At 46.0% G+C, this 16,466-nt stretch carries 15 protein-coding genes and 1 other annotated feature; of the genes, 8 read left to right on the plus strand and 7 right to left on the minus strand.

Annotated features, from left to right (window positions below; translation table 11 throughout):
* Positions 1-24: 24 nt before the first annotated feature.
* Positions 25-146, plus strand: a sequence feature (Phe leader region).
* 13 nt (positions 147-159) lie between these two features.
* Positions 160-1,338, plus strand: coding sequence for a prephenate dehydratase (gene pheA / locus KJB05_RS15280; protein ID WP_009707679.1), 1,179 nt, complete (start codon positions 160-162; stop codon positions 1,336-1,338).
* Positions 1,339-1,380: 42 nt separating this feature from the next.
* Positions 1,381-1,914 carry an inosine/xanthosine triphosphatase gene (gene yjjX / locus KJB05_RS15285; RefSeq protein ID WP_009707680.1) on the plus strand — a complete coding sequence of 178 codons (534 nt, stop codon included), beginning with the start codon at positions 1,381-1,383 and terminating at the stop codon, positions 1,912-1,914.
* Positions 1,915-2,027: 113 nt separating this feature from the next.
* On the opposite strand, the gene trpR is transcribed toward yjjX, so the two are convergent.
* A complete protein-coding gene (gene trpR, locus KJB05_RS15290) occupies positions 2,028-2,330 on the minus strand; it encodes a trp operon repressor (protein WP_005440603.1) in 303 nt (100 codons plus the stop codon).
* Between the two features lie 13 nt (positions 2,331-2,343).
* Positions 2,344-4,290 carry a transglycosylase SLT domain-containing protein gene (locus KJB05_RS15295; RefSeq protein ID WP_208445587.1) on the minus strand — a complete coding sequence of 649 codons (1,947 nt, stop codon included), beginning with the start codon at positions 4,288-4,290 and terminating at the stop codon, positions 2,344-2,346.
* A gap of 375 nt (positions 4,291-4,665) precedes the next feature.
* Between KJB05_RS15295 and ettA the strand changes: the two genes are divergently transcribed.
* From ettA to KJB05_RS15310, 3 genes are all read left to right on the plus strand, one after another.
* Entirely contained in the window at positions 4,666-6,333 is a 1,668-nt protein-coding gene (ettA, locus tag KJB05_RS15300) for an energy-dependent translational throttle protein EttA (RefSeq protein ID WP_005425335.1), read from the plus strand.
* A 257-nt stretch (positions 6,334-6,590) separates the two neighbouring features.
* The gene (locus KJB05_RS15305; protein WP_009707682.1) at positions 6,591-6,959 is read left to right on the plus strand and encodes a PilZ domain-containing protein; all 369 of its coding nucleotides are present in this window, start codon (positions 6,591-6,593) and stop codon (positions 6,957-6,959) included.
* Between the two features lie 29 nt (positions 6,960-6,988).
* Positions 6,989-7,984, plus strand: coding sequence for a M23 family metallopeptidase (locus tag KJB05_RS15310; RefSeq protein WP_009707683.1), 996 nt, complete (start codon positions 6,989-6,991; stop codon positions 7,982-7,984).
* Between the two features lie 68 nt (positions 7,985-8,052).
* On the opposite strand, the gene tyrA is transcribed toward KJB05_RS15310, so the two are convergent.
* The 3 genes from tyrA to nagZ form a co-directional block, all read right to left on the minus strand.
* On the minus strand, positions 8,053-9,180 hold the full coding sequence (gene tyrA, locus KJB05_RS15315; RefSeq protein ID WP_045482341.1) for a bifunctional chorismate mutase/prephenate dehydrogenase: 1,128 nt from the start codon (positions 9,178-9,180) through the stop codon (positions 8,053-8,055).
* Positions 9,181-9,204: 24 nt separating this feature from the next.
* Complete coding sequence (locus KJB05_RS15320; RefSeq protein WP_208445588.1) at positions 9,205-10,278, minus strand: 3-deoxy-7-phosphoheptulonate synthase; 1,074 nt, start codon at positions 10,276-10,278, stop codon at positions 9,205-9,207.
* 239 nt (positions 10,279-10,517) lie between these two features.
* Entirely contained in the window at positions 10,518-11,501 is a 984-nt protein-coding gene (nagZ, locus tag KJB05_RS15325) for a beta-N-acetylhexosaminidase (RefSeq protein ID WP_009707685.1), read from the minus strand.
* A gap of 100 nt (positions 11,502-11,601) precedes the next feature.
* Here nagZ and KJB05_RS15330 point away from each other — a divergent pair, with 100 nt between their 5' ends.
* Both KJB05_RS15330 and murQ read left to right on the plus strand, forming a co-directional pair.
* The gene (locus KJB05_RS15330; protein WP_208445589.1) at positions 11,602-12,714 is read left to right on the plus strand and encodes an anhydro-N-acetylmuramic acid kinase; all 1,113 of its coding nucleotides are present in this window, start codon (positions 11,602-11,604) and stop codon (positions 12,712-12,714) included.
* Between the two features lie 64 nt (positions 12,715-12,778).
* Entirely contained in the window at positions 12,779-13,705 is a 927-nt protein-coding gene (gene murQ, locus KJB05_RS15335; RefSeq protein ID WP_208445590.1) for an N-acetylmuramic acid 6-phosphate etherase, read from the plus strand.
* Positions 13,706-13,792: 87 nt separating this feature from the next.
* Here the strand turns inward: murQ and KJB05_RS15340 are convergent, their stop codons facing one another.
* Entirely contained in the window at positions 13,793-14,122 is a 330-nt protein-coding gene (locus KJB05_RS15340) for a hypothetical protein (RefSeq protein WP_005440588.1), read from the minus strand.
* A gap of 110 nt (positions 14,123-14,232) precedes the next feature.
* Positions 14,233-14,574 carry a DUF2799 domain-containing protein gene (locus KJB05_RS15345; RefSeq protein ID WP_208445591.1) on the minus strand — a complete coding sequence of 114 codons (342 nt, stop codon included), beginning with the start codon at positions 14,572-14,574 and terminating at the stop codon, positions 14,233-14,235.
* Positions 14,575-14,890: 316 nt separating this feature from the next.
* Here KJB05_RS15345 and KJB05_RS15350 point away from each other — a divergent pair, with 316 nt between their 5' ends.
* Positions 14,891-16,375: a carbon starvation protein A gene (locus KJB05_RS15350; protein ID WP_005425329.1), complete on the plus strand. Its 1,485-nt coding sequence runs from the start codon at positions 14,891-14,893 to the stop codon at positions 16,373-16,375.
* Positions 16,376-16,466 lie beyond the last annotated feature (91 nt).

Genomic DNA, 16,466 nt, shown 5'->3' on the forward strand with positions numbered 1-16,466 from the left:
CTCACAAATTAAGCACTATTTATGCATTCAACAAACCTGTTTCTTTTTGACTTCTTTTTCCTTCCATAGTTGGAGGGGCTAACTCGTTTGTGAAAGAAAAGTCAAAAACAAACAGAAAGCCTCCCAAATCGGGGGGCTTTTTTTATAAGGAAAGAATTGATGACTGACCAACCTATTTCCCTGGAAGAAATTCGTTTACGTTTGAATGAGCTGGATGACGAGCTGCTAAGCCTGTTGTCAGAACGCCGCAAGCTCAGTATTGAAGTCGCTAAAAGCAAAGTTCAAACGTCGAAACCTGTTCGTGATGCAGTCCGTGAACAACAACTTCTAGTAAAACTGATCACCAACGGCCGTGATAAATACGAACTCGACGCTCAGTACATCACCAAACTTTTCCATACCATCATTGAAGATTCTGTTCTTCTTCAACAAAGCTACTTGCAGAACCTGGTTAATCCACAGCAAAGTCGCAAGCCTCTTGCTCGCGTTGCTTTCCTTGGTGCAAAAGGCTCGTACTCTCATCTTGCGAGTCGTGAATACTTCAGCCGTAAGAATACAGAACTGATTGAACTCAACTGCGAACACTTCAAAGAAGTGACTCAGACGGTGGAATCTGGCCATGCAGACTACGGCGTACTTCCAATTGAAAACACTAGCTCTGGCTCGATCAACGAAGTTTACGACCTACTGCAACACACAACGCTGTATATTGTTGGTGAACTGACTCAACCAATTGAGCACTGCCTCGTCGCAACCAAAGACATTCGTCTTGAGAACATCAAAACACTTTACTCACATCCGCAACCACACCAGCAATGCAGCGAGTTCTTAAGCCGTATGAAAGGCGTGAAGCTAGAGTCCTGCGCAAGTACTGCAGATGCAATGCAAAAGGTACAAGAGCTTAACCGTGATGACGTTGCGGCAATTGGTAATGCTTCAAGCGGTAAACTTTACGGCTTACAAGCCATTCAAGGCAACATCGCAAACCAAACAGAAAACCACACTCGCTTTATCGTTGTCGCACGTAAACCTGTAGAAGTATCGACGCAGATTCCTGCGAAGACCACATTGATCATGTCAACGTCGCAACAAGCTGGCTCTCTGGTTCAGACACTCTTGGTGCTTCAGCGTTACGACATCAACATGACCAAGCTAGAATCGCGTCCAATTATGGGTAACCCATGGGAAGAGATGTTCTACGTAGACCTTGAATCTCACCTAGGTTCTAGCGAGATGCAGCAAGCGATTGATGAGCTAACCAAAATCACTAAGCACTTGAAAGTGTTAGGTTGTTACCCAAGCGAGAATGTAAAACCCACTCAAGTAAAACTGAGCTAAGGGGCTATTTTAAGTAAAAAGAACATGGTAGGTAAAAAGATCATGGCAACCCAAAAAGTCGTTATCGCGTCCCTGAACCCAGCAAAAATTAAAGCTGTAGAGAGCGCCTTTCAAAGCGCTTTCTCAGAGCAAAGTTTTGAGTTTGTTGGCGTCAGTGTTCCAAGTGAAGTGGCAGACCAACCGATGTCTAACGATGAAACGCATCTTGGCGCATTGAACCGAGTTCGTAACGCCAAAGCAGAAATGCCAAATGCGGATTTCTATGTTGGCTTAGAGGCAGGAATTGAAGGCAAAGTAACATTTGCTTGGATGGTGATCGAGTCTGACACGCATCGTGGGGAGTCTCGCTCTGCCAGCTTGATGCTACCACCAGAAGTACTACAAAAACTTGAACATGCCAATGAGCTTGGCGATGTGATGGATGAGGTATTTGGTACCGACAACATCAAACAGAAAGGTGGCGCAATTGGTCTACTGACTCAAAACCAACTGACGCGCAGTTCGGTCTATCATCAAGCATTGATTCTGGCGTTGATTCCTTTTACCAACCCAGAACATTTCCCAGCTAATCTATAGCTGCACGGAGCTTATTACGAGCTTTAAATCTCATAGCAGCGATAGCACACATTAAAAAGGGCGGAGATTCCGCCCTTTTTGCTGCCTGTAACTCAGAGAGTTCAACTCAAAGATTATTGAGCCCCCTGCTCTAGCAATGTCTTGAGTTTGTCTTTGTCCGCATCAGATTTCGACTTTAACTCATTCGAACCACGAGTGATGGTAGCAATACCCACTCCAAGCATTTGACTGATTTGACGCTGCGACAGCTCACCTTTGAGCAACTCATTTAGAATGTTGACGCGTGCGGTGAGCGATTCTCTTTCATCCGGCGTCATTAACATGGTCAACAACATCTCGTGTTGCTGGTTATCCACGCTAGAACGGATCAGTTCGACAATCTGTTGCCAGTCTTTGTACTCAGGTTCGTGTGACATCAAGTTACCTCACTCAATACTTGGTATTGATCTCATTTGGGGTCAAGAACGAACCATCTACACCTAAAAGGTCGCGGTAGTAAGTTTCAAACATCAAAATGTTCTGTACATAACCACGCGTCTCTTTAAATGAAATTGCTTCAATAAAGGAATAAGCGTCGACTTTTCCTTGTGTTCGATCTCGCCACATTTTTACTCGGTTAGGTCCTGCATTATAAGCAGCGAGCGCGAAAATACGATTATTATCGTAATCCTCCATCAAACCTTGTAAGTAGTGGCTACCAATCTCGATGTTCTTACCCACGTTGTACAGGTCTTGCGTACCTTGATACTTGAGCTTGTACTTGTTCGCCGTGTACTTAGCCGTCGCAGGCATAATTTGCATTAAGCCACGAGCACCTACAGGCGAACGCGCCTCCGAATCCAACGCACTTTCTTGTCGAGCTAGGGACATCATCGTAATCGGGTCGATGTTGTGTTTCTCAGCGTAGAAGTTAAACCACCAGCGATGCGCCACCGGGAAACGCAATGGGATGTTATCCCACATTTCCGCCTGAATACTCGCAATCACGGTGAGGTTGTGCCAACGCTTAGAAGCGGCATAAGCGGCAAGTTGCGTTTTCTCTTCTTTACTCACACGACGAAGCAAATGGGTCCATTCACTCTTCGCTGCGGCAATTTTGTCGGTCGCGATAAGCTCTTCAATACGTGCCAAAGATTTCTGATATGGCTGAACTGCTTTCTTGTCTAACTTAACCGAACTTGATGGGTACTTAATTGACTGACCAATCGCATTGGCCGCAGCAACGCTGTAAAAGTTACGTTGACCGACCAATTTCGACAAACGTTGCTTGCCCGCAGTAGCATCACCTAAAGCGATTTCACTACGACCTAGCCAGTATTGCCACCGAAGCGTTGCCTGTTCCTTGTCATTTAAAACCGCAATCCACTTCTGTACGCCTTTCCAATCGCCGTTTTGGATCGACAAACGAATGCGGCTTTCAATCAAGGGTAAATTCTTACTCGACTTCGTTTTATCATCACGCCAATTTGCTAATGAGTCCGACTCAGTACGAATCAAACGGATCGCAATGTAGTCAGCCAGAGCTTGCGCTTTCTCAGGGGAGAACTTTTGACCTTTCACAACTGCAGCATACGCATCTTGCGCTTGCTTGGTATTTTTACGAGCCAACTTCTCTAACGCATACTCACTCTGCGCGCGATTGAAGTCATTAGCAGGTTGTTTCTTAGCAAATGAAGCGACCGTTTCTGGTTTATCAAACAGCGCTTTCATTGCTTTAGCTTGCTGCTTCGCTTTGGCTGATTCTGGCAGTTTTTGCAGGTAACTCATTAAGCCACCATTACGAGCATCAAACGCCAGCAGCATACGCTGAAGAATCAGCTCATCGGTGCGCTCACCCGCTTTGTCCCACGCAGAGAACAATGGGTCACACTCGTCGGCGATGCTTTTGCCGCGCAGCCACATGTGCTCTGCGCCTTTAAAGGCTGCAACTTGTTTACCCTGCTCTAATTGAGCGACATAAAAAATACACTGGTAACGCTCACCACTTGGCTCCACTTTTTGGAACTCGGTAATGGTTTTCCAATCTTTCTGACGATAAAGGTTATCTAAGTAAGGGGCGCGAATTCGACGTGAGAATGGAAAAGCCTCGTGGTCATTAATAAATTCGTCTACCTGTTGTGGAGACTTACTCGATAATTGCCTCAGAAACACCCGGTAATCCACATAAGGTGTCAGTGGATAGTCGGCGATTTTAGAACGGATAGATAAGTAACCATCAATGTCGTTCTTATCTAATAAATCCTGAGCTTGCTCATAGACTTGGCGCTGTTTTTCAAGGCTCAGCGCAGCGTTTGCTGACACGCTTACCGCACATAAAGCGGCTGCGTAGCATACTCTTTTAGCCAATTCAGATACGTTGAATCTCATGTGCGTCATTTTCCCCAGACGTTTATCGCTTCACTTCTTACCACTGGTGAATACAAGGCGCGGTAAGTCATAAAGCATATGCATCTATTTACACCGTATTAAGTTCTTATTGTAAAGCGACTTGATGTAATAAATGTTGTACTCGTAAAACTTTAGAACCCTTCAAAGCAAATAGATTCCCGACAATTCATCCATCCCGATGAAGAGTGGGTATTTGAATTAAAGGTGAACAAGAAAAGTGTATACCCTAAAGTTGGGAGTTTCCGGTCAGCGATGAAGAAGAAATCACACAAGATGCTAATTTCTTGCAATCCGGTAACAAAACTCAAGGAGTTGGTATAAAATAGAGCCTTTGAATGACAGTTAATTTAGGAACGATCGGCAATGGCTGAATACGTATATACCATGTCGCGGGTGAGCAAAATTGTGCCACCTAAGCGTCAAATTCTTAAAGACATCTCTCTAAGCTTCTTCCCAGGTGCAAAAATCGGTGTTCTAGGTCTGAACGGTGCAGGTAAATCTACGCTGCTACGTATCATGGCGGGTATCGATACTGATATCGATGGTGAAGCACGCCCACAACCGGGACTAAACGTAGGTTACCTACCACAGGAACCTGTTCTGGACGAGTCTAAGACCGTTCGTGAAATCGTTGAAGAAGCCGTTGCAGATGTTGCTGGCGCACTTAAGCGCTTGGATGCGGTATACGCTGCGTATGCAGAACCAGATGCCGATTTTGATGCACTAGCAAAAGAACAGGGTGAACTAGAAGCGCTAATCCAAGCGAAAGATGGTCACAACCTAGACAACGCGCTAGAGCGTGCGGCAGATGCACTTCGTCTTCCTGAATGGGATCAAAAAATCCAACATCTATCAGGTGGTGAGCGTCGCCGTGTGGCTATCTGTCGTCTTCTTCTTGAAAAGCCAGACATGCTGCTACTCGACGAACCAACCAACCACTTGGATGCTGAGTCTGTTGCATGGCTAGAACGCTTCCTAGTTGATTACACTGGTACTGTAGTTGCGATTACCCACGACCGTTACTTCCTAGATAACGCAGCGGGTTGGATTCTAGAACTTGACCGTGGTGAAGGTATTCCATGGGAAGGTAACTACACGTCTTGGCTAGAGCAAAAAGATGCGCGTCTACAACAAGAAGCGTCGCAAGAAAAAGCTCGTCAAAAGACCATCGAGAAAGAACTTGAGTGGGTTCGCCAAAACCCTAAAGGTCGTCAGGCGAAATCTAAAGCACGTATGGCGCGCTTTGAAGAGCTACAAAACACTGACCACCAAAAACGTAACGAAACCAACGAGCTGTTCATCCCGCCTGGTGAGCGTCTAGGTGATAAAGTTATCGAAGTGAACAACCTGACTAAGTCATTCGACGGTCGTGTTCTTATCGATGACCTATCGTTCAGCATGCCTAAGGGTGCAATCGTGGGTATCATCGGTGCTAACGGTGCAGGTAAATCGACTCTATTCAAGATGCTGAGCGGCACTGAGCAACCAGACTCAGGTACGATTGAGCTAGGTGAGACAGTGAAATTGGCGTCTGTTGAGCAGTTCCGTGACTCAATGAACGACAAGAACACGGTATTCCAAGAGATTTCTGAAGGCGCTGACATCATCAAGATCAACAACTTCGAAATCCCAGCTCGTGCTTACTGTTCTCGCTTTAACTTTAAAGGCTCTGATCAACAGAAAGTTATCGGCGAGCTTTCTGGTGGTGAGCGTAACCGTGTGCACCTTGCTAAGCTGCTTAAAGCTGGCGGTAACGTACTGCTACTCGATGAGCCAACCAACGACCTTGACGTTGAAACACTACGTGCACTAGAAGAAGCACTACTAGAGTTCCCTGGCTGTGCAATGGTTATCTCGCACGACCGTTGGTTCCTAGACCGTATTGCAACGCACATCATCGACTACCGCGATGAAGGCCAAGTTAACTTCTACGAAGGTAACTACAACGAGTACATGGAATGGCTGAAGAAGACCCTTGGTCCTGAAGCAGCTGAACCACACCGCATCAAATACAAGCGCGTATCGAAGTAATTTCGGTTATAAGGTGAGTGTGCGGTATATCACCTTACGCTCACCTTTGCTTGTAATTCGTACAAAGGTCGCTATCATAGCGGCCTTTGTTGTATGTGTTGCATAAATGGCTCAAATTGGCATTTTTTCAATTAAGAGCTTGACCTTTAGCAATCGTAACTCTGTGCTAGCTCGATATTTTAAGAACAAAAATTGAACAGTTTTTGTTCTGTTTGATATAGTCTTCGACTGATTTGACGACTTAATGAGAAAGCTCTATGACGGAGAGACGACGCTTTTCACGCATTATCTATCAAGTTTCAGCTTTATTGGAACAAGGTGACTTGGCATTACAAGCCACGATTCAAGATCTCTCATTACATGGCTTGTTGTTAAAAGCTGAAAATGCAAGTTCACTTGAACCGTCACGTAAAGTAGATGTTGCGTTCTCGTTTGCTCAATCTGAGCAAGTGATGCAGCTAACCGCCAACATCATATCGATTATAGATAACGAGATTAGGCTAAAGATCAACAACATAGACATCGATAGTATTAGCCAACTAAAACGATTTATAGAATTGAATGTAGGCAATAATGAGCTTCTGAATCGAGAGTTAGAGCATCTTTCAGATTTAGGGGAAGAATAAATTGAACGCCTACTTTAGTAACAATAACCATGTCTAAAAAAATCATCATGCAGATCCCGACTAAAGACGGGAATCAGCAATTTCATTTGGGTCGCCTTTCGATCCTAGCTATCTGTGCGTCAGTCGTTGCACTACCCGCTGTTGTTGGTGGTGCTTGGTACCTGCATCAAAAGCAGATTCATGACACACAAGCACTCAATCAAACCATCGCAAAGCTAGAGAGCGAGAAAGCTGAAATCTCCGTGTTGTACGAAGAGCAGTTAGATACCAACCACTCTCTTTCTCAGTCCTTAACCGATAAAAACAACCAGATTCAATTGCTAGGCAAGCGTGTATTTGATGTTGAGTCTGTGTTGGGTTTAGCAGATGAAGAGCTGAGCACCGATGAACACGCACTAGAGGAACGTATTGATGCTGCGGCAATCGATTCTGCAGTTCGTGCGACCATGTTCCGTTTGATTCCAAACGACAGCCCAATGACTTATCAACGTATCTCCTCTCCTTTTGGCAGTCGTGTCAATCCAATCACGGGCAAACGTCATGTTCATACAGGGATAGACCTAACGTGTAAGCGTGGAGAACAGATCCTTGCGCCGGCAGACGGTGTGGTAGAAACGGTACGTCCGGGTAACCGTGGGTATGGTAACTACCTCACGCTGCGTCACTCATTTGGTTTTTCTAGCTCCTTTGCTCACTTGAGCAAGTTTAGCGTGAAGAGCGGAGAGTTCGTCAGCAAAGGCGATGTGATTGCGAAATGTGGTAACTCTGGTAACTCAACTGGTCCGCACCTGCACTATGAAGTGCGCTTCTTAGGCCGAGCCTTGAACCCACAATACTTGATGGATTGGACGCCAGAGAACTTTAACTACGCGTTCGAGAAAGAGAAGAAGGTAAAGTGGGGTCCGTTGGTTCAGTTGATTGATAACGTGGTTCGCCTGCAAATCAACCTTACTAACTCACCTTATCGTGATACCAGCATCAGCACAGTATCGAGTGAAGATAACAGTGCCACATCAACCAACTGATCATCACGAAACATACGAATAAAAAAGAGCAGCGAATAAGCTGCTCTTTTTACATTCAAAATCTGTTCTTATCCACGATGGATATTGTCATTAGCCTGTTTAAGCAAGTTCTGACTTTCGTTCATGAATTGCTGCGAGTAATCACCAAACCAGTCACTCACTTGTTCGAAGCTTTCGACAAATTCAGCCTTGTCTTTACTGTCTAAAACAGACAAAGCTTCACCAAAGCGTTGGTGGAAACGCTTAATCATGTCGATGTTTTCTTGTGATGAAAGAATGATGTCACCGTATAGATTTGGGTCTTGACCAAACAGACGCCCTACCATCGCTAGCTCCAAACGGTAAATCGGCGAGCTCAGCTTTAATAGTTGTTCAATGTTCGGGTTCTCTTTGCTTAGGTGCATACCGTAAGCGAAAGAAGTGAAGTGGCGCAGCGCCTGAATCAAAGTCATGCCATGATCGTGCTCTTGCGCATCGATTTGGCACAAGCTTGCGCCCCAAATTCCAAACTGTTGCAATAGCCATTGGTATTGCTCATTACCACGACCGTCACAGTAGACAATCACCTGCTTCGCTAGGCTCGGAACATCTGGACCAAACATTGGGTGCAAACCAACAACCGGACCTTGGTGCACATTCAACATAGCTTGCAGCGGCTTAGACTTAATAGAAGTCAGGTCACAAAGAATGCAATCTTGTGGCAGGTTCCCGAGCTTTTCAATCACACCTTCTGTTAGGTGAATCGGCACTGTAACTACCACTAACCCCGCATCTTTTAGGATGTCATCGGCATGATCCCAGTCTTTGCTGCCCAGTACTTTAACTTGGTAACCAGATAGTTTGAACATTCGACCAAACAGGCCACCTAATTGACCATTACCACCAATAATGACCACTGAGCGCAGTTCTGGGTTCAAACACTTAAATCCGGAATCTTTCTCGCTGGCATAAGACTCACGCATTGTTCGACGAAGAATGTCTTCAATCAGCTGTGGAGGAATCCCCATTTTTTCAGCTTCAGCTCGTCGTGATGCCAGCATTGCGGCTTCACGATCTGGGGCATAAATTGGCAAACCGTGTTCGCTTTTTACTTCACCCACTTTCTCTACTAGCGCTAAACGCTGAGCAAGTAGCTCTAGCATTTGCTTGTCGACTGCATCAATCTGATCGCGTAATGCGTTAAGTTCAACTGCCATTGATGTTCCTTAAATCCCGTGTTGTTAGCCTTTTAGACGATTCTCTAAGAAAGGCACCAGCTCTTCGTGTGCATGACGTAATAGTGCCTCAGTTGAATCCCAATTGATACATGCGTCAGTGATAGATACGCCGTATTTCATCTCTTCAAGAGCTAGGTCAGAAGATTGGTTACCTTCATTGATATGGCTCTCAATCATCAAGCCTATAATCGACTTATTGCCTTCACGGATTTGATGAATCACGTCTTCGGCAACCAATGGCTGACGACGGTAATCTTTACGTGAGTTTGCATGGCTACAATCCACCATAAGTGAAGCGTCAAGACCAGACTTCGCCATCTCTTGCTCACACTCGTTAACAGACACTGAATCGTAGTTAGTTTGCTTGCCGCCACGCAGAATCACGTGACCATTCGGGTTACCTTGCGTAGTCAGAAGCGCTACTTGGCCTTCACGGTTAATACCCATGAAACGGTGGCTAGAAGAAGCCGCTTGCATCGCGTTAACAGCAGTAGCCAAGCTACCATCCGTACCATTCTTAAAGCCGATTGGCATAGAAAGACCACTTGCCATCTCACGGTGTGTTTGTGACTCAGTCGTACGAGCACCGATCGCTGCCCAGCTAAAGGTATCCGCAAGGTATTGCGGGCTGATTGGGTCAAGAGCTTCTGTTGCCAGTGGGATTTCCATCTCTGCCAATTCAACCAGCAATTCACGACCAACATGCAGACCATGTTCAATGTCGAAGCTGCCGTCTAGGTGTGGGTCATTGATTAGGCCTTTCCAACCAACTGTGGTTCGAGGCTTCTCAAAGTAAACACGCATTACAATATACAGTTGGTCGCTTAGTTGTTCAGAAAGCGCTTTGAGACACTTAGCGTAATCCTTCGCGGCTTCTACGTCATGGATAGAACATGGTCCACATACAACGAGTAGACGATGATCTTTTTTGTGAATGATGTCAGCGATGGTTTGACGAGACTCTTGAATAAAACGACGTGCTTTTTCACTTAGAGGAAGCTTCACTTTTAGCTCCTCTGGCGTGATCAGAACTTGTTCTTCGCTGATGTTGATGTTGCTCAATTCACTTCTTTGCATAACTTTGACCTGTATATTTATGTTTACACCCAACCAATTCCTTGGTGAGACAACTAAGCTTTATCGACAAGATAACAGGCTAAAAAAGAATTACAACCGTACACAATAAAAAACATTTGGTGTAAATTTATATTTACACCTAAAGAAAAAGCCGAAATGCAGAGCACTTCGGCTTTAAATGGATGTTTTAGAAAGTTTACGTCTCCCCCTGAACGAACCATTATTCAGGGGTGAGATGGCTACCCGACCAATCGCTTCATAGCTTCAGAGGCGTCTTTCCACTCTTGCGAAAGTTTTAGCTCGCTTAGAGAAAAGCTTTGCTTCTTCAACAAGGCATCAGCTCGAGGAACAGAAGTGATTGGTAGATTATCAAGCACCTCAACTTGCGCATCGCGCTTGTTGCAAACCAGCAACATATCGCAGCCAGCGTTTAGTGCTTGTGCGCCACGCTGAGCAGGGCCACCCATGATCGCAGCTCCCTCCATGGTCAAATCATCAGAGAAGATCAAACCGTTAAAACCAAGTTGCTGGCGCAGGATTTGTTTAAGCCAATACTCAGAGCCACTAGCAGGCTGATCATCATAATTTGGGAAAATGACGTGAGCAGGCATCATCGCGTCTAAGATGCCTGCATCGATTTGCGCTTTGAAGATAGCCATGTCTTGCTCAAAGATATCGCTACGCTCATCGTACGGTGTCTCTAAGTGTGAATCAGCAATCACACCACCATGACCCGGGAAGTGCTTACCTGTTGTTGCCATACCGACACTCTTCATGCCCTGCATATACGCGGTGCTGTGACGTAAAATGGTGTCCAGATCCTCACCAAAGGCACGGCTGCCAATCGCTTTACACTGGTGGCCTTTATCCAGAACTGGTGCGAAGCTTAGGTCGATGTCATGAGCAATCAACTCAGCAGCCATCAACCAACCGCCCAAGCGAGCCAGCTCTTCACTGTTTTGGTGTTTGGCGTATTCGTCTGCCGCAGGAATCAGAGAAAAGCCTTCACGGAAACGCTGAACGCGCCCGCCTTCTTGGTCAACACCAATCAAAATCGGACGTTTCGCCGCTTTGCGGATAGATTGGGTAAGAGCTTGAAGCTGCTTGCTATCGTGGTAGTTACGCGTAAATAAAATCAAACCACCAACCGTTGGATGCTCCAAAATTTCTCTGTCTTCTGCAGTCAGTTCATAGCCTGCAACATCAACCCATAACGGTCCCATTTTTTCTCCTCAAAATCGGCTGAATATCTCGTATTCGATGAGGTTATTCGCTTCAGAATTGCTTTACAATAAGTGAATCGAAGAATTGACGGAATTGGCTGTGAATCTTAACAAACTGTATGTCGGTGTGATGTCTGGAACCAGTATGGACGGTGTCGATACCGCACTGGTTGAAATTGAAGATAACCGTGTTCGCTTACTAGCACACGATGATTACCCAATGCCCGCTCATATTAAGCAGACGCTTTTGTCGGTTTGCACTGGGCAAGACACGAATCTAAAAGCCATTGGTGAGATCGACCATCAACTTGGCCATCTGTTTGCCGATGCGGTTTTACAGCTACTGGATAAATCCGGCTATTCCGCTGAGCAAATCCGAGCCATTGGCAATCATGGTCAAACCGTGTTCCACCAGCCAACAGGCGATCTGCCCTTCACCACCCAACTGGGTGATGCCAACATCATTGCAGTCAAAACTGGCATTGATACCGTGGCAGATTTTCGTCGTAAAGACATGGCGTTAGGTGGCCAAGGTGCACCGCTCGTCCCGGCTTTCCATAAGAGTATTTTTGCCATGCAAGATTCCACCACCGTGGTGCTTAACATCGGTGGAATTGCCAATATCTCGGTACTGCATCCTGAGCAAGCAGTGATCGGCTACGATACGGGCCCGGGCAACATGTTGATGGATGCATGGTGTGAACAACACACCGGACAAGGCTTCGACAAAAACGCGCGATTTGCTCTGCAAGGTAACACCGATGCAGCACTACTAACTCAACTCTTAGCAGAACCTTACCTCGCGATGTCGTCGCCTAAGAGCACTGGCCGAGAGCTGTTCAATATCGATTGGCTGCATCATCAGTTAGCTGACCACAATATCTCAGCACAAGATGTACAACGCACGCTGTGTGAATACTCGGCGAAGACCATTGCAAACGAAGTGGAGAAATTCACGTATGGCCAGCAGCCACAGCTGTTGGTGTGTGGAGGTGGGGCGAGAAACCCCCTACTGATGCAACGTTTAGCGGAACTTCTGCCGCAGTGGCAAGTCGCAACAACGGATGATAAAGGTGTCGATGGCGATTATATGGAAGCCATGGCGTTTGCTTGGCTTGCTCAGCGACATATTGACGGGCTGCCAAGCAACTTACCTGAAGTGACCGGTGCGAGCCGTCTTGCTTCGCTGGGTGTGCTCTATCCTAAAAACTAAATACGTTGTGCAAGCCACAGCAAAAAAATAAATCGAAATCAGTATTCAAAAGGCTTAAACCACTATGACAAATGACGCGCTTATTGCTGCTCTTGCCCACCTAGTATCGGAAGGTCGTAACCCAGATACGATGGACATCGATTTACTGCCCTCTCTGGACATTGTTCAGCGACTTAATCAGCAAGATAAGCTCGTACCACTTGCGGTTGAGAAGGTTTTACCCGAAATCGCACTCGCGGTGGATAAGATCACCGACGCGTTTAAAGTCGGCGGTCGTCTGGTTTACATGGGCGCAGGCACCAGTGGCCGTTTAGGTGTGCTTGATGCATCGGAATGTCCGCCAACATTTGGCGTATCAGACAAGATGGTGGTTGGTCTGATTGCGGGTGGCCCAGAGGCGATTCTAAAAGCGAAAGAAGGTGCGGAAGATTCGCCGGTTTTGGGTGAGCAAGACTTAAAGGATATCAAGTTCACAAATCTCGATGTGGTCGTGGGCATCGCTGCAAGTGGCCGAACACCTTATGTCATTGGTGGTTTGGAGTACGCCAACGAGATCGGTGCAACCACGATTGCGCTATCTTGTAATCCAGATTCTCCAATCGCCGACATTGCCGACGTCGCAATTAGCCCTGTTGTAGGCCCTGAAGCATTGACTGGCTCAACACGTTTGAAATCAGGTACCGCGCAGAAACTGGTGCTAAACATGCTAACAACCGCAAGCATGATCCGTTTGGGCAAGAGCTATCAAAACCTGATGGTTGATGTGAAAGCAACCAACAACAAGCTCGTCGCACGCGCTGCGCGAATTGTGATGCAAGCGACCGATTGCAGCAAAGAACAAGCAACCGCAGTGCTTAAGCAGACGGATTATGAGGTTAAACTGGCGATCTTAATGATCCTGACCGATCTTGACATTGAATCGGCTCGTGCTCACCTGCACCACCAAGACGGCTTCTTACGCAAAGCAGTGGAAAACCACCAGCCGAAATAAATCTTGAGTCCGGCAACTCAAACCTGTAGATACAAGACAAACAAAAAGGAGACCTCGTGGTCTCTTTTTTGTTTTAGATATCAAGATTTAGTCTTCATACAACCATTCATCAAACTCTTGGTTAAGCTTGTCATTTGCTTTACGTTTGATGTGATCAGGATTCGTTATGTTCTTAACGTTCTCTACTTTATTGGTGTACTTGCGAGTGGTTTGGTTTACTTCTCGCTTCACTTGGTTCTCGACATAAGTACCGTCAGTGACTTCTTTAATATTACGCTTGGTATTGTTGATGGTATTGGTAATACGATGCTTATCGTGATCGTATTTACGCTTCATCTTAATCGACTCTTTCAACACGTTGGTCGCACCGACCGTTAAGGGCAACAATGCTAATGCGACCAAAAAATACTTCTTCATGTTTTCATTTCACTTCTGATTGAATCTCAAGCCATAAGTACAGCAAAGCAATAAAATTCAAATGTCAGAAGATCAACAAGCAAAACCACAGTCTTGATTATGAAACAGATCTAGTTGCTGTATTCGTTCCAGCCACGTTGCCATTCCATACGGAATTTTTGTGCCCCAGGCGTTCCCTCACATACACCTTCATAATACTGACCAGACAAGCCCATTTGGTAAGCAAAATCAGGATTACAATATTCCGTTACCCCTTCAAGGTAACCTTGGTCATAATCGCCTTGCTTTACATTTCCTAACGAGCGAAGTTCTTTCATGGTACGCGAGGTATGCCCAGCGACACCATCTTGATAACCGATCTGGTACCAACCTCCGGACTGCGCCAGTTCTTCCGTTGTTGCCGCACACCCTGCTAGTAAAGCCAGCGCCAAGCCTAACGTTGCCTTTTTCATCATTCTTCCTTAACTAATTGTTTTCAAAACAAGCTTACCACTAAAGCCTGTGCTTTGCCGCTTATCTGTTGATTTCACCACTTAACTCTTGAGCTCGCCGCTCACCCTTAATAACCACCGCTTAATAGTTAATAGAACCACTCAGCCCTAAGTACGACCACTAGGCAAACGATAAAACCACTTAACCGTTATATCGACCACTCGCTTCTCTATTCGACCACTCATCCTTAGAGCGAATGCACTTAACAAAAGAGATGAATACCATACATCCTGAGCTTAAAAAATTACCCTACCTAACAAACCAAGGACAATTGCTATGATGTGGTTTCTAACCTGTGTCGCAGCCCTCATCGGCGGATACTTCATCTACGGTGCTTTCGTTGAGAAAGTTTTCGGTATCAATGAGAATCGCCAAACGCCTGCCCATACTAAAACGGACGGTGTTGACTACGTTCCAATGTCAACCAAACGTGTTTACCTTGTTCAGCTACTTAACATCGCTGGTGTTGGCCCAATCTTCGGTCCAATCATGGGTGCGCTATATGGCCCTGCTGCAATGCTGTGGATTGTTGTAGGTTGTATCTTCGCAGGTGCGGTACACGATTACTTCTCAGGCATGCTTTCTGTTCGTAACGGTGGTGCATCAGTACCAACAATTACGGGTCGCTACCTAGGTAATGGCGCAAAACACTTTATGAACATCTTTGCCATTGTCCTATTGCTTCTCGTTGGTGTGGTATTCGTATCAGCACCAGCAGGTATGATCACAAACCTAATCAACGACCAAACCAGCTTTAGCGTTAGCATGACAACCATGGTTGTGTTGATTTTCGCTTACTACATCATCGCGACAATTGTTCCTGTAGATAAAATCATCGGTCGTTTCTACCCATTGTTCGGCGCACTACTGATCTTCATGTCTGTGGGTCTAATGACTGCAGTTGCGTTCTCTAGCGAGCACACAGTAATGGGCGACTTCCAAGTAAGCGATATGTTCACTAACTTGAACCCGAACGATATGCCTCTATGGCCTGCACTATTTATCACTATCGCATGTGGTGCTATCTCTGGCTTCCACGCAACTCAGTCGCCACTGATGGCGCGTTGTATGGAAAACGAGAAGAACGGTCGCTTCGTATTCTACGGTGCAATGATTGGTGAAGGCGTTATCGCGCTTATCTGGTGTGCTATTGCTCTGTCTTTCTTCGGTACACTTGACGGTCTTGCAGAAGCTGTGAAAAACGGTGGTCCTGGTAACGTGGTATACAGCGCATCATTTGGTCTGCTAGGTGTATTCGGTGGTGTGATTGCTTTCCTTGGTGTTGTTATTCTGCCAATCACATCAGGTGACACCGCATTCCGCTCAAGCCGCCTGATTCTTGCTGAATACTTCGGTATGGAACAGAAAACACTGCGTAACCGTCTTCTAATGGCTGTACCACTATTCGTTATCGGCGGCATCCTGACTCAAGTAGACTTCGGTATCATCTGGCGCTACTTCGGCTTCGCAAACCAAACAACAGCAGTAATGATGCTTTGGACTGCGTCGGCTTACCTACTACGCCACAACAAGCTGCACTGGATTACGACAGTACCAGCCGTATTCATGACAACCGTATGTGTGACTTTCATTCTAAACAACAGCACACTAGGTTTCGGTCTGCCAATGCAAATCTCGACTATCGCGGGCGTTCTATTCGCACTAGCGGCAGCAGGTTACGTTATCAAGATTTCTAAAGGCAAAGGCGAGACAGAACTGGCTGACGAAGAGAAACCGCAAACAGCATCAGAAACTGCATAATGAATACCTTCGCTTGCTAACCGATTCATTATCAATGTCTGGATAAACCAAGAGCCTGCCCAACGCAGGCTCTTTTTGTTTCTCTTCGAAG

It is taken from the genome of Vibrio sp. B1ASS3, from assembly GCF_905175355.1.
Lineage (GTDB): Bacteria > Pseudomonadota > Gammaproteobacteria > Enterobacterales > Vibrionaceae > Vibrio > Vibrio owensii.